This window comes from Shimia sp., from assembly GCF_049116215.1.
Classification (GTDB): domain Bacteria; phylum Pseudomonadota; class Alphaproteobacteria; order Rhodobacterales; family Rhodobacteraceae; genus Shimia.
On record NZ_JAGDZB010000001.1, the window covers coordinates 461,653 to 484,059 of the forward strand.

Below are 22,407 nucleotides of genomic sequence, written 5' to 3' on the forward strand. Positions count from 1 at the left end.
ATAGGTCGCCGCCCTCACCCCTAAATGAGAGGTCAAAGGCATGGGACGCAAACGCAAGGGTCGCGATATTTCAGGCTGGCTTGTGGTCGACAAACCTGCAGGCATCACATCGACCTCCGTGGTGAACAAAGTCCGCTGGGCGTTTAACGCCAAGAAAGCGGGCCACGCAGGCACGTTGGATCCCGATGCCACCGGCGTGCTCGCCGTGGCCCTAGGCGAAGCCACCAAAACCGTGCCCTATATCACCGACGCCTTGAAAGCCTACACTTTCACTGTGCGCTTGGGGCAGGCCACCAATACCGACGACGCCGAAGGGGAAGTGATCGCCCAGTCAGACAAACGCCCAACGGATGATGAGATCAAAGCGGCGTTGGGTCAGTTTGTCGGCGACATCATGCAGGTGCCGCCTAAATTCTCTGCGGTGAAAGTCGACGGCGAACGCGCCTACAAACTCGCGCGTGACGGTGAAGACCTTGAACTGGCCGCCCGCCCGCTGTGGGTCGGAGAGCTGGTGATGACGGATCGCGAAGACGAAGACCACGTCACGCTGGAAATGACCTGCGGCAAAGGTGGTTACGTGCGCTCCATCGCCCGCGATTTGGGCAAAGTATTGGGGTGTCACGGCCATGTGCGCGAGCTGCGCCGGATTTGGTCCGGTCCGTTTGATGCAGCCGATGGACTGACCATCGCGCAGATTGACGAGATGGCGAAACAGCCAGAACTCGACACCTACCTACGCCCGCTTGAGCAGGGTCTTGAAGACCTGCCCGAAGTGAAAGCCACCGCCGAAGGCACCGTACGCCTGCGCAATGGCAACCCGGGCATGGTTCTGGCGTCCGACGTTGAGTATGGCGAAGAATGCTGGGCCAGCTTTGACGGCGAAGCCGTGGCCGTTGGCCGTTTCAAAGCCGGGGAATTGCACCCCAGCCGTGTGTTTGTGAAGCCAGAGGGCTAATCAGGCGACCATGCCGCCATTGCCATTGGCGTCATACATGTCCTGCGGGGTCATGCCGCTAAACAGAATGTCCGCCGCCTGGCCCTGCTCGGCTGTGATCGGATCACCATTGGCATCCAGCCAGACTTCCGGCAGGTCATAGTTGTCCGCCGCATCCTGATTGCTGAACGCCACGGTTGCCCCGGTCTGATCGCCGTTGAGCACCAGTAGTGGGTGCCCGCCCAGCGTCAGCGTGGTCTCATCCGCATCAGCGTCATAGTTGCTGTCAAACCCGTCCGCGGCTTCGGCTACGGTGAAATACTCGTTGTCCGCATTCTGGAAGCCGGCACCAAACGGTCCATCCAGACCAAAGCTGATGACCAGTTTGTCTTCACCCGGCGCAAAATCGGTGATCTCGGTCACGCTGTCATACGCGCCTGCAAAGGCCTCAAACGTATCCGCGTCTGCACCCCCGGTCGCCACATTGCCAGACCCGAGCCACAGCACATCCTCACCGGCCCCACCGGACAGGGTATCCCCCGCGCCAAGGCGGTTTAAATGCCCCGGTTCATGGTTCCACTCGGCGCCATAGAACACGCTGCCGCTGCCACTAAAGATGTCATCATCCCCCGCACCACCTTGCAGATCATCCGCACCAGCCTCACCAAAGATGCGGTCATCGCTGTCATCGCCAATCAGCGTGTCACCCCCGGCACCGCCGCGCAGTGCGTCCGCCACATAAGGCTTGTCCTGAATGGTATAGTCGCGGCTCCACTCAGCTTGAACCTCGCTGTCATGGGCGTCGCCATCTGTGTTTTGGAACACCACCGACAGGCTTTCGCCATCCGTCAACGAGGCCCCTGGAAGGTCAATCCGCACATCGCCGGTGTCCGCATCCCGCAACGCAAGCCCATTGTCCTCTTGCGTCAGGACAAAGTTGCCGGAAGACCCATCCACCGGGCTCTCGTAATTGCGCAGCACCAGCATGTCTTCCGAGGCGTCAAAATCTTCTATGCGGCCCACAACCTCATTGTCGGCCTCTAAGAAAAACGTGTCAGCCCCCGCACCGCCGTTGGCCAGATTGCCGGCTGAGACAAACAGGTCGTCATCGCCTTCGCCGCCTTCGAGGTAATCATCATCCCAGGCGTTGCCGACAATCGTGTCATCGCCCTCAACGCCGTACAGGCGGTCATCAACATCCACGTCACCAAACAGGAACTGCGAGATCGGGTCGCCAACCGGCTCCTGCTCTTCGTCTGGTTCCTCTTCCGTCGACGGCTTCGCACCCTGCGCATCCGCGCTGTCGTCGCGTTCATCGTCAGACGTTGTGCTGTCGTCCTCGGCTTCGGTGTCATCGGTCACACCGACCATCGTGCCAACAGCTGCGCCTGCCGCAAGCAGGCCTAAAAAGAATAGAAACGGCATCTCACCACCTCACCAATCAGCCGAATAAACCCCAGACGGCTGTAATCCCAAGTCTCAGGAATAAGAAGGAGAGGCTTCAAAATCAAACGTTTGACTCTGCGTTGGTTAATCATAAGTAGACAGAATGATCGAACGCCACTTCCAAAAAGATGACGCCACCAGCTCCGCTCTCTATTCAGAGTGTGAGACCTACCGCTATGCACTGACCCGTGTCTGGGACAATAATGCTGCCAAAGTGCTCTTCATCATGCTGAACCCGTCCAAAGCAACCGAGCGCCAAAACGACCCCACCATTGAGCGCTGCGAACGCCGGGCGCGTGCCCTGGGATATGGCGGTTTTCGCGCAGTGAACATTTTTGCACTGCGTGAAACCGATCCCAAAAAGATGCGCCAACACAAGGCCCCTGCCGGACCAGACAACGACGCGGTTGTTGCGCAAAGCTGCCTCTGGGCAGATGACATTCTCGCGGCATGGGGCGCCCATGGCGACCACCTCTCGCGCGGCTTTGAGATGCGCGACGTTTTGAAGGCCACCGGCCAGACCATCAAATGCCTCGGCGTGACCAAGGCGGGTCACCCACGCCACCCGCTTTACATTTCCTACGCCACACAGCCCGAAATTTGGCCACTCTGAGAGCACCAAAGTGCACGTTAACGCCTTGGCCCTTTTCTTTTGGGCCGTTTGCGACTACATACGCCCATCTTCCAAGGGATTCTCTTGGGAGGCATCTCTATGGACCTTGCTGGACGACATCCCGGCTTGTGCCCGAAACCCTTTTGAATAGGAGACCCCGATGTCGATCACTGTTGAAGAAAAAAACCGCCTGATGAAAGAATTCGCAACCAAAGAAGGTGACACCGGTTCTCCGGAAGTCCAGGTTGCGATCCTGACATCCCGCATCAACACCCTGACCGAGCACTTCAAAACCCACAAGAAGGACAACCACGGTCGTCGTGGCCTTCTGAAAATGGTTGCTCTGCGTCGTAAGCTGCTGGACTACACCAAAGGCAAAGACGAAGCACGCTATCAGGACCTGATCAAGCGTCTGGGCATCCGTCGCTAAGACGCCGCCACAGTTTGATTTCCGACCGCGTCCCATCGGGGCGCGGTCTTTTTGTTTAGGCATCAAGGTTTAAACCGCTTATCCAGCCGCCTTGCGATAGTCCTCAACCGGTAGCCCGCCAATTCCCCAGTCAGCCAAAGCTACCTCATCTATCACGACAAAAGTTGTGGCTGGGTCTTTGTCGAGGACGTCCTGCAAAAGCTGTGACACGCCGGCTATCAACTGGGCTTTCTGATCCGTACTGGGGCCACGTCCATTAGGCCCTCCCTCACGTGTAACTTTGATGTTCACATAGGGCATCTTTCAGGCCTCCTTTGGCTGATAGGCAAAAACTTTTGTGACGACCCGCCACGCGCCATCATGGGGAACCAAAGTCAGATGATCCACGTAGTCCCTTCCCATGAGCGCCATCCGACAAGTCACGTGTGCCAAACGCGGATTGACGAAAGCAATTGAATAGATCTCCTCACGCCTAACATCCCCTCGCTTTGCGGGCGCCACACGCGCATCGATGCGATCCATATATTGCTCGAGATCAAGATAGAGCGGATCACCTTCTGTAGCACAGACATAGGCCATTTTTGGGTGAAACACGCCTCTCAACACTTGACTGTCGGCTTCGTGTAGCCCGAGAAAATAGTCCTGCATCAGCGTCGAGATGTCTTTGAAATCGCCTTTGATCACGTCAAAAGCCCTCCCGCTGAAACGCGGCTTTTACTGTCGGGCGATCCGCAATACGCGCGACAAAATCGGACAGCTTCGGCCAACGGGCGAGGTCAATATCGGTGAAGTTGGCCCAATTCGCCACGACAAAAAGATATGCATCAGCAATGGAAAACTGCTCGCCAGTCACATACAATCGACCGTCCTTCAACTCCTTTTCAACTGTGTCGAATTTCTGTGCGACGGCTTGGCGCGCCTTCGCCTTTTCCTCTGGGCTGCTCGCATCTCGGAACAACGGGCCAAAGGCCTTGTGTAGCTCTGAAGAGGTAAACGTGAGCATCTCCATCATGCGCGCGCGCGCCATGGTACCCGGCTTAGGCGCCAAATTGGCTGCCTGATTTCGATCTGCAAGGAACTGCAGAATAGCCGGCCCTTCAGTCAGGATTTCCCCTTCCCCAAGTTCCAGAACCGGAACATAGCCTTTTGGATTGATTTGCAAGAAATCTTCATCAGAAGCTGTGCGCCCCTCAATGGTATCCACGGCCTCAATGTCAAAAGCCTGCCCAATCTCCAAAAGCGCAATATGGCTGGCCATCGAACAAGCACCGGGTTTGTAAAAGAGTTTCATCTTCAAGTCTCCTCTGAGTTTTGCAACTTGTGGAACTCAGATGGCAGCTACGATTTCCATGGACAACCTAGTTACTCTTGGTTACCTAATTATGACGTTACCCCAAAGAAACCAGGTTACCTGCCATGGCACTGAAAATGAGAAAAAATCAAAGCGAGGCCCCACCAGAGCCCTGCATGTTGACCGAATGCATGGCCGTCATCTCCGGGGCTTGGGCGCCAAACGTTATCTGGTCTTTACGCGCAGGCCCAAGACGGTTCAGCGAACTGCGCGCGGACATTCCACCGATTTCTGCCAAAGTTCTGTCGACGCGGTTAAGCGAACTGGAAGATCGAGGCGTTCTTGTACGCCATGTCCGCCCCACTTCGCCGCCCTCCACGGAATATGAGTTGACTGACCTTGGAACCGAATTGTTGCCGGCATTGGACGCAATTGTTCAAGTGGGACACCGCTTGAAAACCCGAGCTTCAACTTAGCTTACTCTATGGGCACCCATTGTGACCGGGCCGCCAATCACTTTCCTGAGGAACGCCGCCATTCAACACGGCGTGGATCTACCTTGGGTCTTCCAAAATTCGGTATAGGTGCATCAAACAACTTGCACCCGTCTTCGCAGCATGATTGTTATGTTATAACATTATTGACGGAGCAGCATATGCCAGATTCCCAACTCAAAGACACCCGCCTCCCTGTCACTGTGCTTTCAGGCTTCTTAGGAGCCGGCAAAACCACTTTACTCAACGGAGTGCTCAACAACCGCGATGGCTTGCGCGTGGCCGTGATTGTGAACGACATGTCCGAGGTAAACATCGACGCGGACCTTGTGCGCGAAGGTGGTGCAGAGTTGAGCCAAACCGAAGAAACCCTCGTGGAAATGTCCAACGGCTGCATCTGCTGCACCCTGCGCGACGACCTGCTAACCGAAGTGCGCCGCCTCGCCGCCGAGGGGCGTTTTGATTATCTGCTGATCGAATCCACCGGCATTTCTGAGCCCCTGCCCGTGGCCGCCACCTTTGAGTTCCGCGACGAAAAAGGAGAAAGTCTCACCGACGTGGCGCGGCTTGACACAATGGTCACCGTGGTCGACGCCGTAAATCTCCTAAATGACTTCGGCAGCCACGACCTCTTGGCAGACCGTGGTGAAACACTTGGGGAGGGCGATGAACGGGCACTGGTGCACCTGCTCACCGACCAGTTGGAATTTGCTGATGTGGTGATCCTCAACAAGGTCACAGACGCCGGTCCCGTCAAAACAGACGCCGCCCGCAAGATCATCCGCAGCCTGAATGCCAACGCCCGCATCATCGAAACCGACCACAGCAAGGTTCCCGCGTTGGACGTGCTGAACACCGGCCTGTTTGATTTTGACAAAGCCCATGAGCACCCGATGTGGGCCAAGGAACTTTACGGCTTTGCCGACCACACGCCGGAAAGCGAGGAATACGGCATCGCCTCCTTTGTCTATCGCGAACGCCTGCCGTTTGATCCCCAGAAGATCCACGATTTCCTCAACGGCGACATGCCCGGCGTGATCCGTGCCAAAGGCCACTTCTGGATTGCCACACGCCCGGATTGGGTGGCGGAATTCTCATTGGCTGGCTCCCTCTCCTCTGTCGCACCGCTTGGCACCTGGTGGGCCAGTGTGCCGGAAGACCGACGCCCAACCCATCCACAAGCGCAAGACTACATGGCAGCCCACTGGGCAGAGCCATTTGGGGACCGCCGTCAGGAGCTGGTGTTCATTGGCACAGGCATTGATTGGCCAAAGCTAAAGGCGAAGCTGGACGCCTGCCTTCTCCACACTGACTCCGTTGCAGCCCTCGCCGCCATCGCAGAAATGCCCGACCCGTTCCCCGGCTGGCGTCGCGCCTAAGCGTGCCAGCTGCCCCGCGCTTTCTTGGAGGCGCGGGGCTCTTTTCCTTGACGCCAAGTCAAATTTGACACGCTCCACAATCCGAGCGCAGACTTCCTTGCGACAGGGGAGGTCACCATGAAAGAAACACTATCCGTCTTGATCCGTATGGGCAGCTTACACCGCCTGTTTCCGTTCTGGCTGCTAGGTGTCTTCCTGATTTCCCAAAACCTGTCATGGTGGATTCCCGTTGCGTTGATCTACGGCTACATCGCGCAGCTCTTTGTCGAATACGGCATGCATCGTTTCCTGATGCACCGTGAACCACCCAAAGACCAAGGCACGTTCAACGAGCTTTACCGCACCCACATTGGCCATCACGAATACCCCACCGACCCGGAGTTCTTCACCGGGGATGATCACTGGTACGCGGTGCGCTTTGGCCTGCTCTCTGTTGCTATCCACACTGCGATCCTGTGGCCATTCCTTGGTTTGATCCCAGCCCTCACGCTTGCCTATATTGGGCTTTTTGTTGGTTCGGTCTCAGCCTTTGCTTTCTATGAGTACTGCCACACCATTGCGCATCTGAATGTCCCCAAGGGACGGCTTGGCCAATACATCACCCGCAAACATCTGGCGCACCATTTCCAAGACCACCACGCGACCTTTCAGGTCAGTTTTGGCTTTGACTGGATTGACCGCCTGTTTGGCACCGCACATGACAAAGCCACCGCCAAAGAGCGCTTTGACCGCAAAACCATGTTGTCGATGGGGATGGACCCTGAAGACCTGCGTCTTGTGACTGCACGTAAGGCTTTTGGCATCACCGAAAAACCGGGTGCCAAAACCGCACGCGCCAAAGAGGCTTGAGTAGGACTGCCCGGTCAAACGGGCAATCCTTGGTCTTTTAGACGAAGCGTGCCGCGACGCCCCCATCAACCGAGTGCGCCTGTCCGGTCACAAAGCTGGCGCGATCTGACAGCAAAAACGCCGCCATTTCAGCAACCTCTTTTGGGTCGGCAATACGCCCCATCGGATGCAGCCCGGCAATAAAGTCTCGGGTCTCGTCATCCTGTGGCGCCATGGCTGTATCTGTGCCACCAGGCAACACTGCATTGACCCGAATGGCTTCCCCAGCCAGTTCCACAGCCAGGTTCTGAACCAGCCCAACCACACCTGCCTTGGCGGCCGCATAAGGCGACATGCCCGCCATTCCGCCATTGCTCACTCCAACAAACGACGACGTCATGACCATCGCCCCACCGCCCCGGCGCTTCATCGCGGGAATTTGTGTTTGCGCACAGAGAAACGCACTGGTCAGATTGGCGGCTATCACCTCATCCCAGTTCTCAGCGGTCTGCTCCTCGCAAGGCCCCATCTCGCCGACCAGGCCAGCATTGTTGAACGCGCCGTCCAATCCACCAAACTCAGATTCAGCCAACGCAACAAGCGTGGTCATATCCTCTTTGTTGGTCACGTCGGATTTTTGCCAAACCGCACGCCCATTGCTTTGCGCGATCTGCCCCGCAATCTGCGCAAGCTCGGTTTCGCGACGGGCCCCCAACACAACATTCGCCCCACGCGCGGCCAAAAGAAGCGCCGCGGCTGCGCCAATGCCGCTGCTCGCGCCAGTCACAATAAATGTCCTATTTGCAAATTCCATTTGGTCTTCTCCTGTTTTGGAACAAGTGAAGACCTAGCCAAGCAGCCGATTGCGAAGCGACCCGAATCCTGCGCCTAGAAGGCGCCCACTACTCAAAGCGCAAGAAACGGGTCAGGCCACCACCGAGAGCTTCGGGCGACCAACCACTCGGGCGCGACGCCCCAAACCGGATGGGAAACGATTGGCAAAGGTCAAACCGTTTCGGATCAGCACTGGATCCATGCGGCCCCGTGTGACAAACGCCACGGCGGAGCGCGCCGCTGCGGAATTGTCGCGGCGCATATGGTGCACCATCGACAGGAATTGCACCTCATCATCGGTGATATCTCGCTTCGCCTCCGGGCAGAGCGGATCTTTTATGTCTGGACCGCCTTCTCGACATGCAAACAGGGCGAGAACAACTTTGTGAAGCCCATGGGCCGCAGGCAAGCCAATCGCTTCGCCATAGCGTTCGGCGGCAATGTCAAACGCATGTGCCCAACTCTTTGGATCGGCACTTTGCCCACTCACACATAGGTGACGCAATACCGGCAACAGGCCGATCTCAAAGTCGTCGCAGCCAACGGTTTCCAGAACTTCAATGCACCGACTTTTAGTCATGTCACTCATGCCTCGTTCCTCCGGTTGTACACCCCGTCGTGCTCACCAAATCGGATCACGTTTTCCGGCATCTCACCTGTCATGTCCTCGGCCACAGGCGCCGGAGACGCCGCTTTCGCAGGAAAGCGTAGGCTGGCTTCCAAAGCTTTTCGAAGTTCCAGTTTCAAGCCACACCCGGCCGTTTGAGCCATCCCATCCAGCGCCAGTAAATCCGCAAAGATCTTCGCCATGTCAGAGTATCCTTCACTCACATCTGCTGCAAAAAGGACACCAGACTGTGTTGGGGGCACAGCTGGCACCTAGTGTCATGCATTGAAAATCCGGGCTGATCTGGAGGATCTCTGGCTGGGCGGCTCTTATCTGACAAATTTTGTCGGAATAAGCAACCGCCCTTTTTGACACGCCATAAACGACAAAACCCCACCGCAAAGCGATGGGGCTAAAGACTTGATTTTCTGGTGCCTTTATTGCGCGGCGTCGTGTGCCGCGATCACAGAAGCCACCCGCTTGCCAATTTCGCGACTGCCTTTGATCGACGGGTGAATCATATCAAACGTGTGAAAGCTGCGATCGCCGTTTGGCACAAGGTCGGCCAGGGACACGTAGTGCACACCCGGATCAATCGCCGCCAGCTTATTGATGCGCTGCTCCAACTCATTGCCGGTATCGCGACAGCCTTCCACGGGCGACCACGCGCCCGGGCTGCGCAAATACCCAACCCAAGCCACCTGCGCCCCAGCGTGACGGTATTTTTGCACCATCATTGGAATCACGCCGCGCTTGCCGTCCTCCGAGATCATCTTGTTCAGTTTACCCGCACATTTGCCACAGCCACAACCCAACCACAGGTCATTGCCGCCACCATTGAGCACCACCCAGTCCCAGTCGCCTTTGCGATATTGGTTCTCGATCCGCATGCCCATCGCGCCGGATATTGGCAGCTTATAGGTAATCTTCGCACCACTGATTGCGGTGTTATACACCGGCTCGCCCAGCACCGCCTCGATGGTGTGCGGGATCGACTGGCCGGTAAACGTGTGCCACGCCATCATACTGTCACCCATCGCCAGAATACGCGTGCCCTGCAGCTCGGCCTCTGCGACGGCGTTCTTGGTCACAACCTCCTGTGGTCCCGCTCTTTCAGCGCCAACCGGGTTTTCCAGACTGGTGGTCTCAGCACACCCGGCGACAAAAAACATCGCCGCCATGCCGATAGTTAGGATCAGGGTAAACGGGGCTCTCATGGCACATATCTCACGTTGGCGCATAACCTGCGCATTACAAATCCACCGCAGCAAGCCCCCTAGCCGCGATTCTGTCAGCCACATTATCACCCAAATTTGCCTAAAATGCCACTTTTGTGCCGTAAACAATGTGTTGCCCATGTGATGACGCTGAAACCACAGGGCCCCGCGCCGTCCCAAACGAAGCACCGCAAACATAGAATTTGGTTTCCAAACCCCTTGTTTTCCGATATGGGCCGACCATCTGAGACGTTGCGCCTGACCTCGGCGCATCAAAGAAAGATAGAAGAGGTCGGCGGCAATGGGGCCGCTATTTTCAAACGGGAGACCTGGGATACGCCCAGGAGTGCTCCCAGCTAGGATACGATGATGTTCGAAGAAACCAAAAAATCCATGCAGTGGGGCGAAGAAACGCTCACTCTGGAAACGGGTAAGATTGCCCGTCAGGCTGACGGTTGTGTGATCGCCACTCTGGGCGAAACTTCCGTGATGGCCGCAGTGACCTTTGCGAAGGCACCAAAGCCCGGTCAGGATTTTTTCCCTCTGACTGTGCACTACCAAGAGAAATACTACGCCGCCGGTAAAGTACCGGGTGGCTTCTTTAAGCGCGAAGCGCGCCCAACTGAAAAAGAAACACTGACTGCGCGTCTGATCGACCGTCCGATCCGCCCGTTGTTTGTCCCTGGCTTCAAAAACGAAGTTCTGGTGATGTGCACCGTGCTGTCCCACGATCTGGTCAACGACCCGGACATGGTTGCCATGATCGCAGCTTCCGCAGCTCTGACCATCTCTGGCGCGCCGTTCATGGGCCCAGTCGCTGCTGCACGTGTTGGCTTTGAAGATGGCGAGTACATCCTGAACCCGACCGTAGATGACATGCAGGACCTGCGTCAGAACCCTGACCAACGTCTGGACCTGGTTGTAGCCGGCACCAAAGATGCGGTGATGATGGTTGAATCTGAGGCTTACGAACTGTCCGAAGCAGAAATGCTGGGTGCGGTGAAATTTGCCCATGACGCCATCCAGCCAGTGATCGACCTGATCATTGACCTGGCCGAAGACGCGGCAAAAGAGCCGTTTGACTTCCAGGCACCTGACTACGCTGACCTCTACGAAGCTGTGAAAGCAGCTGGCGAAGATCAGATGCGCGCCGCATTTGCGATCACTGACAAACAAGAGCGCACCTCCGCTGTTGCCGCGGCACGTGACGCCATCAAAGCCGCTCTGACGGAAGAGCAGCTTGAAGATGCTAACCTCGGCTCCGCTTTGAAGAAGCTCGAAGGCGGCATCCTGCGCGGTGACGTTGTCAAAACCGGCACCCGCATCGACGGTCGTAAAACCGACGAGATCCGTGACATCGTGTGCCAAACCGGCCTGCTGCCACGGACCCACGGTTCCGCCCTGTTCACCCGTGGTGAAACACAGGGTCTGGTTGTGACCACACTGGGCACCGGCGATGATGAGCAATTCATCGACGCGCTGCACGGCAACTTCAAATCCAACTTCCTGCTGCACTACAACTTCCCTCCATACTCTGTAGGTGAAGCTGGTCGCGTGGGCCCTCCCGGCCGTCGCGAAATTGGTCACGGTAAGTTGGCATGGCGCGCGCTGCAGGCGGTTCTGCCAGCAGCAACCGACTTCCCATACACCGTGCGCATCGTGTCTGAGATCACCGAATCCAACGGCTCGTCCTCTATGGCGTCCGTCTGTGGTGGCTCCCTGTCCATGATGGACGCAGGTGTACCTCTGAAATCCGCGGTTGCGGGTGTGGCCATGGGCCTGATCCTGGAAGACGACGGCTCCTACGCGATCCTGTCTGACATCCTGGGCGACGAAGACCACCTCGGCGACATGGACTTCAAAGTGGCGGGTACCGAAAACGGTATCACCTCGCTGCAGATGGACATCAAAGTTGCGGGCATCACACCGGAAATCATGGAAAAAGCTTTGGCTCAGGCCAAAGACGGCCGCATGCACATCCTGGGTGAGATGAATAAATCGATCACAGGGGCCGCGGAATTCTCCGTACACGCACCACGCATCGAGACCATGAACATCCCAACCGACAAGATCCGTGAAGTGATCGGCTCCGGCGGTAAGGTCATCCGTGAAATCGTTGAAGTGTCCGGCGCCAAAGTCGACATCAACGACGAAGGTGTGATCAAGATTGCCTCGCCAAACGGCGAAGCCATCAAGAAGGCTTACGACATGATCCACTCGATCGTGGCAGAGCCGGAAGAGGGCGCAATCTACACCGGTAAAGTTGTGAAAATCGTCGACTTCGGTGCCTTCGTGAACTTCTTCGGTAAGCGCGACGGTCTGGTGCACGTGTCTCAAATCGAGAACCGCCGCCTGAACCACCCATCCGACGTTCTGAAAGAAGGCCAGGAAGTGAAAGTCAAACTGCTTGGCTTTGACGACCGCGGCAAGGTCCGCCTGTCCATGAAGATTGTGGATCAGGAAACCGGCGAAGAGATCGCTCCTGAGAAAAAAGAGAAGAAAGAAGACTAAAGTCTCCTTTCCTCTGACAAAACGAAAGCCCCGGTGGAAACACCGGGGCTTTTTTGTGCGAACGTCTCGCCTCCGGCCAGCCAATGGCGGACACAGCCTCCCCAAACAGCAGTCAGAGCCCGAAAACAGTGTCTTGATGGCCATATTGAAGTTCTAAGTTGAAATCTCACGCCTTTTGCAGGTGATGCTTACCAATCACTCAACCATAACGATCACAGGTATTGAAAACACTGTTGCAAATAACTGAGCCTGCCTGCGCGTGGCGCTTCCCACTTACCGGCCCATGCGGGCCCATTCCCTCAAAAAGACACGTCCATGAAAAACCTTCTTTTGATCGCATCATCCTGCGCCTTTCTCGCGGGTTGCATGAGCAACGACCCTGAGTACCGCGCAGAACAGATCAAACGCGTGGAGGAGTACAATAAAAACGCTTCCGCACTTGCGATGTCAGAGTTCAAACCCCTCGTCCCACTCTGCTTAGATGCCGTTGAAAACGGGAACATCGTGACCGCTGAAAAAATGCAATCTTTGGGATTTGCCCCCGCAACGTCCTTCGGCAAATCATCCGCATTCAGAAAAAAACGCGGCGACAGCGCGATGGACCGGATCAACAGCAAAAACACAAGTTTTAATGTCTCGCAGCAGGGCTGCGTTTTCCTCTTAGGGAACTACGGCTCAGTGACCTCTGGCGGACAGACCTTGCGAACACTCCTAGAAGCCGAAGGCTACGCGTTTAAAGGTAAGGTCAAAGATGGCTTCTTATTTACCAAAGGACAACACAGCCTGATTCTGGACGGCCATTCCTCCAACGGCATGCTCACCATTTTCTATCTTAAAAAGTCGAACTAACCGAGAAACACCCAATCCATGAAAGCACTCATCCCCTCCGCCCTTATCGCCACTGCCGCCCTCCTCGCCGGCTGCATGGGGGTAGACGGTCAATATTCCGACCCGAAAATCGCCACCCAAAACGGCTTCCCGGAGCTGGCCCTGCAACTGGGCCGCGTGCGCAGCGATTGTGTGCTTCAGGCCACCGACTGGGAACCGGTCTTTATCGAAAACAAAATCACCACCGCCTCACGCGTCTCCAAAACGCTGACCGGCATGCAACAAAACAGACAGATCATTTTCTTCGAGGACAAACGCGTGATTGCAGTCACGGCAGAGTATTGCGTGAAGTAGCCACCTGCCCGCTTTTTTTGCGTCCGCGAAAGCCTTAGCGCTGCACAAACTTGATCCACGCGGCAACTTTCACCCGACTTTGCCAGCTCACCAGAAACGTATCCGTAGCCTCGTGGCCTCTTAAGCGCTGACATCAGACACCAAGTCTGACGGTTTTGGCTTCTGCAAACAAATTGGAAGTGCGGGCAGAACGTGCTTTAAGCGGGGCAAACAGGAAGGGATTTGTCGCATCACTAAGCTTGCCCCACAAACGCTATCAAGCGCGCATCAAGACGTGGTCAAAACCACCCGTCAATGGCTTGATCAAATGGTCGTAGGATTGAACCTGTGCCCATTTTCCTCGAGCGTCATCGCGCGAGACCAAGTCCGTTATGCCATTTGTGATGCCACCACCGATGCGGACCTAAAGCAGTTCTTTGTGGATGAATTACAGCTCCTCCTTGGGAGCAACGAAAACGACGTTGCCACAAGCTTGCTGATGTTTCCCCAGGGTCTGGAAGAGTTTGGGGATTACCTCACCTTGCTTGATTGGTTTCAGCAGCTGTTGGAGCAAGCAGACCTGATAGAGCACGTTCAATTGGCCTCATTTCATCCACACTATCAATTTGAGGGCGTGGCTGCAGACGATCTTAGCCACTTTACCAACCGCGCCCCCTACCCAACCATACATCTCCTGCGTCAGGCGCAGATGACCAAAGTCCTCGCGCACGTTTCGGACCCCGAGAAAATCTACTTGGACAACATAAAAACTCTGAATGACCTTGGCCGCAAACAAGTGGAGGAGCTCTGCCCCTGGGGGAAATGACTGACGGCATTGGCCGTTAACCGCCTCCATCGTCAGGGTCTCAGTCCACAGGCACCATTCAACGCGTTTTTAGTGCCCCGAAGGCCTTCTCTAGGCGCGTGATTAGAGCTGCAAAAAGCTGCCAAGATGGCCATGCACCTCGCGTAGCGCATTGACCGCAAAGCAAAGCACGCTTTCCGGATTGGCGGCAGACCGATATACGCCTTGGCATGGACAAGAACCGCTATCACCATCTTGGCTGGCTTCATGGGATCGAACTGTTCGAAGCCGCTTTCAGCACCCAAACCTTCTCGCGGCATGCGCACGAGGGTTTTGCGATTGGTGCCATTGCGGAAGGTGCTGGCGGCTACCAATGCCGCGGCGAAACCATGGTCCTGCCAGCTGGCTCGCTGTCCCTCATGAACCCGGAAGAGCCGCACACAGGCTTCGCGGCAACACCCTGGCTGCGCTATAACATGCTGTACGCGTCTGAGGCTGCCGTTTGCGCCGTCTTAGACCTCAAAAGCCTTCGCGGCTTTGCCACGGTTGCGCCAAAGGACAAGGGCTTTGCCATCTCCCAAAGCCTGTCTGTCCTGGCAACCACGCTCAACGCACCAAAATTCCTGGACTGGCATCTCCAGATCGAAGAGGCGGTCCATGAAGTCTTGGCGCAGTCTTTTGTCCGCTATGGCCGCGCTGACTTGCCTCCGCCCGGTCGCGAGCCCGACGCGATCTCAACCTTGCGCGCGTGCATATCTTCCGGGGTTGCGCAGGGAGATGACCTAAGCCTGACCGATCTGGCAGAAACCGTTGGTCTAAGCCCCTCCTATCTGATCCGGTCCACCCGTCGCCAAACCGGGCTAACCCCGCATGGCCTGGTGTTAAAAGCCCGTGTCGAACACGCCCATCACCTGATTCTGGATAAGACCCCAGCTGCCGAGGCCGCGGTGATCTCCGGCTTCTACGATCAGGCGCATCTGATCCGGCAATACCGACGCCATTTTGGTGTGACGCCGGGCGCTGTAGTCCAGCATTCCTAGCAGGTCACTTTTTTCCAATACCCATTTTGACCAAAACGGTAGGCGATGGCGCGACAGCCGCAGCAACCGAAAGCCATCCCCGATGATACGACGCACCTGGCAAGCCGCAATGATAGGCCTCGCCCGTTCCAACACCGTTCAATCCTTCATGCAAAACAGCCGGGCCACGTCGTTCCTACGTGGGAAATATGTGGCTGGTGATAACGGCGATGCCGGATGCGCGCGAGCCGTCTCCCTGTTCAAAAGCAGCGGTATCCGCTCGTCGATGTTTTTCATGGGGGAGTATGTCGATGACCCGGCCCTCGTGAAAGAAACCCTGCGCCAGAAACTCGCAGTGGCCGATGCCATTGCAGCACATCAGCTCGACATCCACATCTCGGTGGACCCCACCCAGATCGGGCACGTCATCACCCCGGAAGCTGTCGAGGATCATGCGCAAACCATTGCCCAAAAGGTAAGGGAACTTGCCGGCCCCTCCACCGGGGTTCATTGCCTCATGTTGGACATGGAGGACGCAAGCCTGAACACCCCAACCATCGCCCTCCACAACAGCCTTCAAGACAAAGGGCTTCCCGTGGCCTTGACGCTTCAGGCTTACCTGCGCCGCACGTGGGGCGACATGGAACAACAGGTCCGGCGCGGCAGTCGGGTCCGGCTGGTGAAAGGCGCCTTTGCCGCCGGTCCCAAACTTGCCTTTCAGTCCAAAGCCGAGATCAAGCACAACTCGCGGCGCTTGATCGAATTGATGTTTTCCGACACCGCCAAGGAATGCGGGTTTTACCCAATCATTGCCACCCACGACACCATTCTGCACACCTTCACAATTGAAACCGCACGCCGCAATGGCTGGGCTCAGGGAGAGTATGAATTCGAAATGCTTCTGGGCGTGCGCGAAGACGTTGCCAAGACCCTGGCTGATAAAGGCGAACGTGTGCGATTGTATGTGCCTTTTGGTCGAGATTGGTGGCCCCACGCCGTACGTCGCATCGGTGAGAACCCAGCAAACGCAGCGCTGCTGATCCGGTCACTTTTTCAGTGAAGCGTTGGACTACGTGGCCGAAGAAAACGGAACTGTTGCGTTAATCTTCCGAGGCCGAATTGATGTGGTCGAAGTGCGGATCATGACGACGAATAACTTCCTAAATCACGCGCTGATAGGCGCAGGCTTTTTCTGCCACAATGGGCACGAGCCTGTGCAAGCGGTCGCGTTCAATGGCCCTGTTCAGAAAGGCCTTGTTGGCTTTTTCATCTCATAGGGCTGTGAGCCGGAAGTCAAACATCTGGCCGTTGGCATCGACAGCGCGCCAGAGATAGTGCCACTTACCACCGACGCGGATGTAGGTTTCACCTAAGTGCCAGTCGACGCTAGCACAGCGCAGGTGTTTCTTAGTTAATTTGAACAGTTCATTGCCGAACTTCTGAACCCACCGAGGGACTGTCGATCTGTCAACGTCGACGCCCCGTTCGGCCAGCAGATCGACAACGTTTTTGTAGGATAGCGGAAACCGAAGATACCAACGAACAGCGCACCGAAAAATCTCACGCGGGAAGTGGTGGTGTTTGAATGGTGATCTACGGGATATTCGCAACCTCAAAACACAGAACGTCACCAAAGTTGCCGATGACTGCAACAGTCCCGGCTGCATAGCTTGATCTAAGTTCGAAGGCTTGGCCAGTTTCCGATCGCGGTTTTTCAGATTTTCGGTCAGTGTCGTCATTTTAAAGCCCCAAGTTCAATCCCTGAAGCAATGCATGTCTACGTTGCGCAGGTCACAAACCAGCAAACGATTTCGCATGCGCCCGTTTGAAGCTGGCCTCTCGCTTACTCCCACAAATCACAGAACTGGCTTACGCCACACTTTATGCCACGCAAAGTTACGCGATACCTAGCAAAGCACCCGATTACTCAACTGAAAATGACATTAAATTTGATTTGGTGACCCCGGCAGGATTCGAACCTGCAACCTGCCCCTTAGGAGGGGGCTGCTCTATCCAGTTGAGCCACGGGGCCAAGCAGGGGCGTTTTAGCGCCGCCGCTCGTGTTTGTCATCCGGCGAATTGCCTGAACTATGGGCCAATCACATGCGTTCAGAGGTGCCCGTCAAACGCAGCCACAACCTGTTCATAAACCTCGCGCTTAAACGGCACGATATTGTCCACCAACTGATCCGCTGGCAGCCAGCGCCACTCAGAAAACTCTTGGTGATCCAGGGCAATATCAACCTGATCGTCCCGGCCATGAAACCGCATCAGATACCACTTCTGTTTCTGGCCGCGATATTTGCCTTTCCAGATACGCGATACAATCTCCAGCGGCAGATCATAGGCAATCCAGCCCTCAGTCTCCGCCTCGATGGTCACCAGATCTGCGGACACACCGGTCTCTTCTTCCAGTTCGCGCAACGCCGCCGCGCGGGGCTTTTCGCCCTTGTCGATCCCGCCTTGCGGCATCTGCCAGGCTGGCTCCTTGCTGTCGATCCGCTGCCCCACAAACACGCCACCGTCTGCGTTCACCAGCATCACACCCACATTCTTGCGATACGGCAGTTTTTCCAGCTCTTCAGGGGTCATTTGCGCACTCCAAACACAGATCTCTCCCCGTCCTAGCGAAGCGCTTCCCCTGACGCAATGCGCCTGGGTTTCTCCTGCCTCAAATATCCCGGGGAATCACAGCCTGCTGTGACGGGGCAGCGCCCCCAAAACCAAAACGGGCGCCCCACTTGGGACGCCCGCAAATCTCACGCCTCGCGCAGGTTACTCTTTTGGACCCAGCGCCGACAGGCCGGTCAGGATGTCCAGCGCGTAAGCCAACTGATAATCCTCTTCGCGCAGCTTGGCCGCCTCATCCGCCTTGGCACGATCTTCTTCGATCTGGCGGATCTCGTCCTCGGTCAGGCTGTCGTTGTTGAGGCTCCCACGCAGGTCCGCCTCAGAGCGGGTGCGACGGTTGGTGTCTTCTTCTTCCTCAGGTGTCGCATCCACACGGCGCGGCTGTTCCACCACGATGTCCGGGCTCACACCCAGCGCCTGAATGGAGCGCCCAGATGGCGTGTAGTACCGCGCGGTGGTCAGACGCATCGCGCCATCGCCGCGCAGCGGCATCACGGTTTGAACCGAGCCTTTGCCAAAGCTCTTGGTGCCCACCACAATCGCACGACGGTGATCTTGCAGCGCACCAGCCACAATTTCAGACGCGGAGGCAGAGCCACCGTTGATCAGCACAACAATCGGTTTGCCTTCGGCCAAGTCCCCCGGCTGCGCATTGTAGCGTTCACCATCCTCTGGGTTCCGGCCCCGGGTGGAAACAATCTCCCCCTTTTCCAGGAACTCATCGGAGACTTTGATCGCCTGTGTCAGTAGGCCACCCGGGTTGTTGCGCAGATCGAGAACAATCCCGTTCACGTTTTCCATGCCACCCAGCTCTTCAACTTGCTCTTGGAAGCCGCTGATCAGGTTTGGCGTGGTCTGATCGTTAAAGGTCGTGACACGCAGCACGACGCTGTCGCCAACGTTGCGGCTGCGCACAGCGGTGAGCTTGATGGTGTCGCGCACGATGGTCACGTCAAATGGCTCAGGTTCGCCTTCGCGCACCACGGTGATCACAATCTCGCTGCCCACCGGACCACGCATCTTTTCAACCGCTTCGTCCAGGGTCAGCCCCAGCACACTTTCGCCGTCCACATGGGTGATAAAATCACCCGCTTCCATGCCAGCCGCATCCGCAGGGGTGTCATCAATCGGAGAGACAACTTTCACAAATCCCTCTTCCTGTGTCACCTCAATGCCCAGACCGCCAAACTCGCCACGGGTCTGCACTCGCATGTCATCCGCGTCATCCGGGCTGAGATAACTGGAATGCGGGTCCAACGAGGTCAACATACCGTTGATGGCCGCTTCGATCAGGTCAGCATCGTCCACCTCTTCCACATATTGAATGCGGATGCGCTCAAAAATGTCACCAAACAGGTCAAGCTGTTCATAGACATTGGACTTGCGAGCACTCTCCTCTGCCAACAGTGGCCCGGCCACCTGTGTGGTGACCAACAATCCGGCCACAATGCCTCCCGCAGCAGCGGCGACGAATTTCTTCATAGACTTATCCATCCTCATTCGTTTGGAACCACAATTCCGGGTCCACAGGCGCTTTGCCTTCTCTGACCTCTATATAGAGCGTTTCTGAGCGCGTATTGCCAGAGGCATCACCAGACTGTGAGAGAATTGCGCCACTTTCCAGCCCATTTCCTCCCATCAAACCAATTGGCGTGCCTTCTGGGATCACTTCGCCCGCATCGCCATAGACCTGCGCCAACCCGCCCATGACAAAGAGTACGCCGGGTTGCGGCTCAAGGATCATCACATTTCCGTAGTCGAGCAGCGGGCCGCGAAACCGGATTGTCGCCGCTGTGGGCGCAACCACCAGCGCGCTGGGCCGTGTTGCCAAAACCAAGCCCGGGCGGCGAATCCCTGCGGCATCGGCTTCTCCGGCCCGGCGCAGCACGCTCGCATCCACCGGCAGCTGCAAGCTGCCCTTGCGGTCCAACACATCCGGCAGGTCAATTTCCTGCATGCCCTCGACCTGCAAATCCACCAGGGCGCTGGCAAAGCCTTCGAGCGTTTCCGTGGAGGCAATCATCAACGCAGTCTGCACCGGGTCTTCGATAAAGCGTTTGGGCAAATCGGTGCGATCGGCAATGGCTTTAGACAGCTCGGTGCGTGCGTCCTGAGCACCTTCCAACCCGCCTTGCAACGTCTCAGCTGCGCCTTCTTGCAGGCTGCGCAGGATAGTCACTTCTTCCAAGTCACGCCGCAGCTCCACCGCGCTCTTTTCGAGTGCCGGTGTCACATCTGCCAAAATCATCCCGGACCGGGCTGTGCCCATAGGACCACCCGGATGCACCAAAATCACTTCAGGCGGGCCTTTTCCCATACTCTGCAAAACCCCCAAAAGTCGGGCAATCTCAGCCTCTTGCGCCTTGAGCTGTTTGGACAATTGCGCTTCGCGAATGGCCGCGCGCCGCAATCCGGCCCGCAAAGCGGTCAGGCCAGTCTCATAAGCTTGCACCACACCGGTCAGGGATTTCACCCGATCACGCCCACCCTTGGCCTGCGCCAAGGCAACAGAGGCCGCCTCAAGCTGATCCACAGCCGCCCGCGCCGCCGTGGCCGGATCAGGCTCCGCCCAAGCCGGTACCGCCATCAACGCCAAAGACGCCGCAAAGATATGCCTGCGCAGCTGTCTCAAACGATCAGGCTCTCCCCTGTCATCTCTTCTGGTTTCTCAATGCCCATTAGCTGCAACAGGCTCGGCGCCAGATCGGCCAAACGACCAGCCCGCAGGCCCGCACCTTCCGGCCCGTTCACCAGCACCACCGGCACCAAATTGGTGGTATGCGCCGTGTGCGGCCCGCCGGTCTCGGGATCAACCATAACTTCGCAATTGCCATGATCCGCAGTGACAATCATCGCCCCGCCGACCTTCTCAAGCGCCGCGCGTACTTTGCCCAAGCCGCGATCCACCGCCTCACAGGCCGCCATCGCGGCCTCAAGACTGCCAGTGTGCCCCACCATGTCGGGGTTGGCAAAATTGGTCACAATCAGATCGTAGCCATGTTCAATCGCAGCCACAAATTTCTCCGTGACCTTGTCCGCGCTCATTTCCGGCTGCAGATCATAGGTCGCCACCTTCGGCGACAGCGGCATAAACCGGTCCTCGCCCTCAGAAGGTGTTTCTGCGCCGCCGTTAAGGAAGAAAGTCACATGCGGATATTTCTCGGTTTCGGCCAAACGGAACTGCGTCTTGCCTTGCTTGGCCACCCATTCGCCCAGCGTGTTTCTGATCTCTTGTTTGGGATAGGCGGTAGTCATGTAGCTGTTGTGCTGATCCGAATAGTTGACCATGCCCAAAACCGCGGCCCACGCAGGACGTGCGGACGCATCAAAAGCGTCAAATGCCGGCTGCGCCAGCGCCGCCAAAATTTCCCGTGCCCGGTCAGCCCGGAAGTTCAGGCAGAAAAACCCGTCGCCATCCTTCGCGCCGGCGTAGTCGCCAATTGTGGTTGCAACGATAAACTCGTCGCTTTCATCGCGCGCATAGGCCTCTTCAACCGCCGCAATCCCGTCTGCCGCGCGATGCATCGCCTCGCCAGTCACCCAAGCGCCAAAGGCCTGAGACACCCGCTCCCAACGGTTGTCACGGTCCATGGCATAGTAGCGCCCGGTCACGGTGCCAACTTTGGCGCCTTCCGGCATCTGCGCCTGCAGAGTGGCAAAGTATTCCAGCGCGGACTTCGGCGCCACGTCACGGCCGTCGGTCACCGCATGCAACACAACCGGCACGCCAGCCTCCGCAATCGCCTTCATCGCCGCCAACACATGAGTGATATGGCCATGTACGCCACCGTCGGAGACCACGCCCATCAAATGCGCCGTCCCGCCGGTCTCTTTCAGCTTGGCAATAAACGCCTGTAGAGCAGCATTTTCAAAGAACGATCCATCCTCAATGGCCAGATCTATCTGACCCAGATCCATCGCCACCACACGGCCTGCGCCGATGTTGGTATGGCCCACTTCAGAATTGCCCATCTGCCCGCTTGGCAGGCCAACATCCGGGCCATGGGTGATCAGCGTTGCAGACGGCCCGTCCGCCATCATCGCGTCAAAGTTCGGTGTTTTGGCCAGATAGGGCGCGTTTGCCTCGGTTTGATCAGACAGCCCCCAGCCGTCCAGAATGCACAATACAACGGGCTTTGGCGCCATGATCACTTGCTCCAATAGGTAAGTCGGCCTCAATTACAGGGGTTCTACCGCGCAGGCTGCC

Annotated in this window: 24 protein-coding genes, 1 tRNA gene and 1 pseudogene; 12 read left to right on the forward strand and 14 right to left on the reverse strand. The window is 56.9% G+C overall.

Translation table 11 applies throughout. From position 1 onward, the window contains the following. Positions 1-40 precede the first annotated feature (40 nt). Positions 41-955, forward strand: coding sequence for a tRNA pseudouridine(55) synthase TruB (gene truB, locus JXR15_RS02225; RefSeq protein WP_422051612.1), 915 nt, complete (start codon positions 41-43; stop codon positions 953-955). On the opposite strand, the gene JXR15_RS02230 is transcribed toward truB, so the two are convergent. Then, a complete protein-coding gene (locus tag JXR15_RS02230) occupies positions 956-2,359 on the reverse strand; it encodes a calcium-binding protein (protein WP_422051613.1) in 1,404 nt (467 codons plus the stop codon). A 124-nt stretch (positions 2,360-2,483) separates the two neighbouring features. Here JXR15_RS02230 and JXR15_RS02235 point away from each other — a divergent pair, with 124 nt between their 5' ends. Next, the gene (locus tag JXR15_RS02235; RefSeq protein ID WP_422051614.1) at positions 2,484-2,993 is read left to right on the forward strand and encodes a DUF1643 domain-containing protein; all 510 of its coding nucleotides are present in this window, start codon (positions 2,484-2,486) and stop codon (positions 2,991-2,993) included. A 160-nt stretch (positions 2,994-3,153) separates the two neighbouring features. Then, on the forward strand, positions 3,154-3,423 hold the full coding sequence (gene rpsO, locus JXR15_RS02240) for a 30S ribosomal protein S15 (RefSeq protein WP_164644262.1): 270 nt from the start codon (positions 3,154-3,156) through the stop codon (positions 3,421-3,423). A gap of 78 nt (positions 3,424-3,501) precedes the next feature. Here the strand turns inward: rpsO and JXR15_RS02245 are convergent, their stop codons facing one another. The 3 genes from JXR15_RS02245 to gstA are packed head-to-tail and all read right to left on the reverse strand — an operon-like array spanning position 3,502 to position 4,714. Further along, on the reverse strand, positions 3,502-3,723 hold the full coding sequence (locus tag JXR15_RS02245; protein WP_422051615.1) for a tautomerase family protein: 222 nt from the start codon (positions 3,721-3,723) through the stop codon (positions 3,502-3,504). 3 nt (positions 3,724-3,726) lie between these two features. After that, positions 3,727-4,107: a nuclear transport factor 2 family protein gene (locus JXR15_RS02250; RefSeq protein WP_422051616.1), complete on the reverse strand. Its 381-nt coding sequence runs from the start codon at positions 4,105-4,107 to the stop codon at positions 3,727-3,729. Between the two features lies 1 nt (position 4,108). Further along, positions 4,109-4,714 (reverse strand): glutathione transferase GstA, encoded by a 606-nt coding sequence (gstA, locus tag JXR15_RS02255; RefSeq protein WP_422051617.1) that lies wholly within the window; start codon positions 4,712-4,714, stop codon positions 4,109-4,111. A gap of 191 nt (positions 4,715-4,905) precedes the next feature. On the opposite strand from gstA, the gene JXR15_RS02260 reads away from it, so the two are divergent. The 3 genes from JXR15_RS02260 to JXR15_RS02270 all read left to right on the forward strand — a co-directional run bounded on the left by JXR15_RS02260 (position 4,906) and on the right by JXR15_RS02270 (position 7,436). Continuing rightward, positions 4,906-5,190, forward strand: a complete 285-nt coding sequence (locus JXR15_RS02260) for a winged helix-turn-helix transcriptional regulator (RefSeq protein ID WP_422052232.1) — start codon at positions 4,906-4,908, stop codon at positions 5,188-5,190. Positions 5,191-5,369: 179 nt separating this feature from the next. Continuing rightward, entirely contained in the window at positions 5,370-6,587 is a 1,218-nt protein-coding gene (locus tag JXR15_RS02265; protein WP_422051618.1) for a GTP-binding protein, read from the forward strand. 117 nt (positions 6,588-6,704) lie between these two features. Next, positions 6,705-7,436: a sterol desaturase family protein gene (locus tag JXR15_RS02270; protein ID WP_422051619.1), complete on the forward strand. Its 732-nt coding sequence runs from the start codon at positions 6,705-6,707 to the stop codon at positions 7,434-7,436. Between the two features lie 37 nt (positions 7,437-7,473). Here the strand turns inward: JXR15_RS02270 and JXR15_RS02275 are convergent, their stop codons facing one another. The 4 genes from JXR15_RS02275 to JXR15_RS02290 all read right to left on the reverse strand — a co-directional run bounded on the left by JXR15_RS02275 (position 7,474) and on the right by JXR15_RS02290 (position 10,073). Continuing rightward, a complete protein-coding gene (locus JXR15_RS02275; protein ID WP_422051620.1) occupies positions 7,474-8,229 on the reverse strand; it encodes an SDR family oxidoreductase in 756 nt (251 codons plus the stop codon). A 111-nt stretch (positions 8,230-8,340) separates the two neighbouring features. Continuing rightward, on the reverse strand, positions 8,341-8,838 hold the full coding sequence (locus tag JXR15_RS02280) for a hypothetical protein (protein WP_422051621.1): 498 nt from the start codon (positions 8,836-8,838) through the stop codon (positions 8,341-8,343). Beyond that, positions 8,835-9,059 (reverse strand): hypothetical protein, encoded by a 225-nt coding sequence (locus tag JXR15_RS02285; protein ID WP_422051622.1) that lies wholly within the window; start codon positions 9,057-9,059, stop codon positions 8,835-8,837. Before JXR15_RS02285 ends, JXR15_RS02280 begins: the two co-directional genes overlap by 4 nt. 234 nt (positions 9,060-9,293) lie before the next feature. Then, positions 9,294-10,073: an SGNH/GDSL hydrolase family protein gene (locus tag JXR15_RS02290; RefSeq protein ID WP_422051623.1), complete on the reverse strand. Its 780-nt coding sequence runs from the start codon at positions 10,071-10,073 to the stop codon at positions 9,294-9,296. A gap of 369 nt (positions 10,074-10,442) precedes the next feature. Here JXR15_RS02290 and pnp point away from each other — a divergent pair, with 369 nt between their 5' ends. The 6 genes from pnp to JXR15_RS02320 all read left to right on the forward strand — a co-directional run bounded on the left by pnp (position 10,443) and on the right by JXR15_RS02320 (position 16,629). After that, positions 10,443-12,584: a polyribonucleotide nucleotidyltransferase gene (gene pnp, locus JXR15_RS02295; RefSeq protein WP_422051624.1), complete on the forward strand. Its 2,142-nt coding sequence runs from the start codon at positions 10,443-10,445 to the stop codon at positions 12,582-12,584. A gap of 315 nt (positions 12,585-12,899) precedes the next feature. Continuing rightward, positions 12,900-13,433: a hypothetical protein gene (locus JXR15_RS02300; RefSeq protein ID WP_422051625.1), complete on the forward strand. Its 534-nt coding sequence runs from the start codon at positions 12,900-12,902 to the stop codon at positions 13,431-13,433. An 18-nt stretch (positions 13,434-13,451) separates the two neighbouring features. After that, positions 13,452-13,766, forward strand: coding sequence for a hypothetical protein (locus tag JXR15_RS02305; RefSeq protein ID WP_422051626.1), 315 nt, complete (start codon positions 13,452-13,454; stop codon positions 13,764-13,766). Positions 13,767-14,040: 274 nt separating this feature from the next. After that, entirely contained in the window at positions 14,041-14,571 is a 531-nt protein-coding gene (locus tag JXR15_RS02310) for a DUF1415 domain-containing protein (protein ID WP_422051627.1), read from the forward strand. A gap of 209 nt (positions 14,572-14,780) precedes the next feature. Then, complete coding sequence (locus JXR15_RS02315) at positions 14,781-15,590, forward strand: AraC family transcriptional regulator (RefSeq protein ID WP_422051628.1); 810 nt, start codon at positions 14,781-14,783, stop codon at positions 15,588-15,590. An 82-nt stretch (positions 15,591-15,672) separates the two neighbouring features. After that, on the forward strand, positions 15,673-16,629 hold the full coding sequence (locus JXR15_RS02320; RefSeq protein ID WP_422051629.1) for a proline dehydrogenase family protein: 957 nt from the start codon (positions 15,673-15,675) through the stop codon (positions 16,627-16,629). A 103-nt stretch (positions 16,630-16,732) separates the two neighbouring features. On the opposite strand, the pseudogene JXR15_RS02325 reads toward JXR15_RS02320, so the two are convergent. From JXR15_RS02325 to gpmI, 6 genes and pseudogenes are all read right to left on the reverse strand, one after another. Next, positions 16,733-17,173 (reverse strand): annotated as a pseudogene (locus tag JXR15_RS02325) (IS6 family transposase); the annotation flags it as partial. Between the two features lie 351 nt (positions 17,174-17,524). Next, a tRNA-Arg gene (locus JXR15_RS02330) sits at positions 17,525-17,601 on the reverse strand. Positions 17,602-17,678: 77 nt separating this feature from the next. Continuing rightward, positions 17,679-18,161 carry an RNA pyrophosphohydrolase gene (locus JXR15_RS02335; RefSeq protein ID WP_422051630.1) on the reverse strand — a complete coding sequence of 161 codons (483 nt, stop codon included), beginning with the start codon at positions 18,159-18,161 and terminating at the stop codon, positions 17,679-17,681. Between the two features lie 183 nt (positions 18,162-18,344). Beyond that, positions 18,345-19,682 (reverse strand): S41 family peptidase, encoded by a 1,338-nt coding sequence (locus JXR15_RS02340; protein ID WP_422051631.1) that lies wholly within the window; start codon positions 19,680-19,682, stop codon positions 18,345-18,347. Between the two features lie 4 nt (positions 19,683-19,686). Then, complete coding sequence (locus JXR15_RS02345) at positions 19,687-20,823, reverse strand: murein hydrolase activator EnvC family protein (RefSeq protein ID WP_422052233.1); 1,137 nt, start codon at positions 20,821-20,823, stop codon at positions 19,687-19,689. 5 nt (positions 20,824-20,828) lie between these two features. Continuing rightward, positions 20,829-22,349, reverse strand: coding sequence for a 2,3-bisphosphoglycerate-independent phosphoglycerate mutase (gpmI, locus tag JXR15_RS02350; protein ID WP_422052234.1), 1,521 nt, complete (start codon positions 22,347-22,349; stop codon positions 20,829-20,831). Between the last annotated feature and the right edge of the window lie 58 nt (positions 22,350-22,407).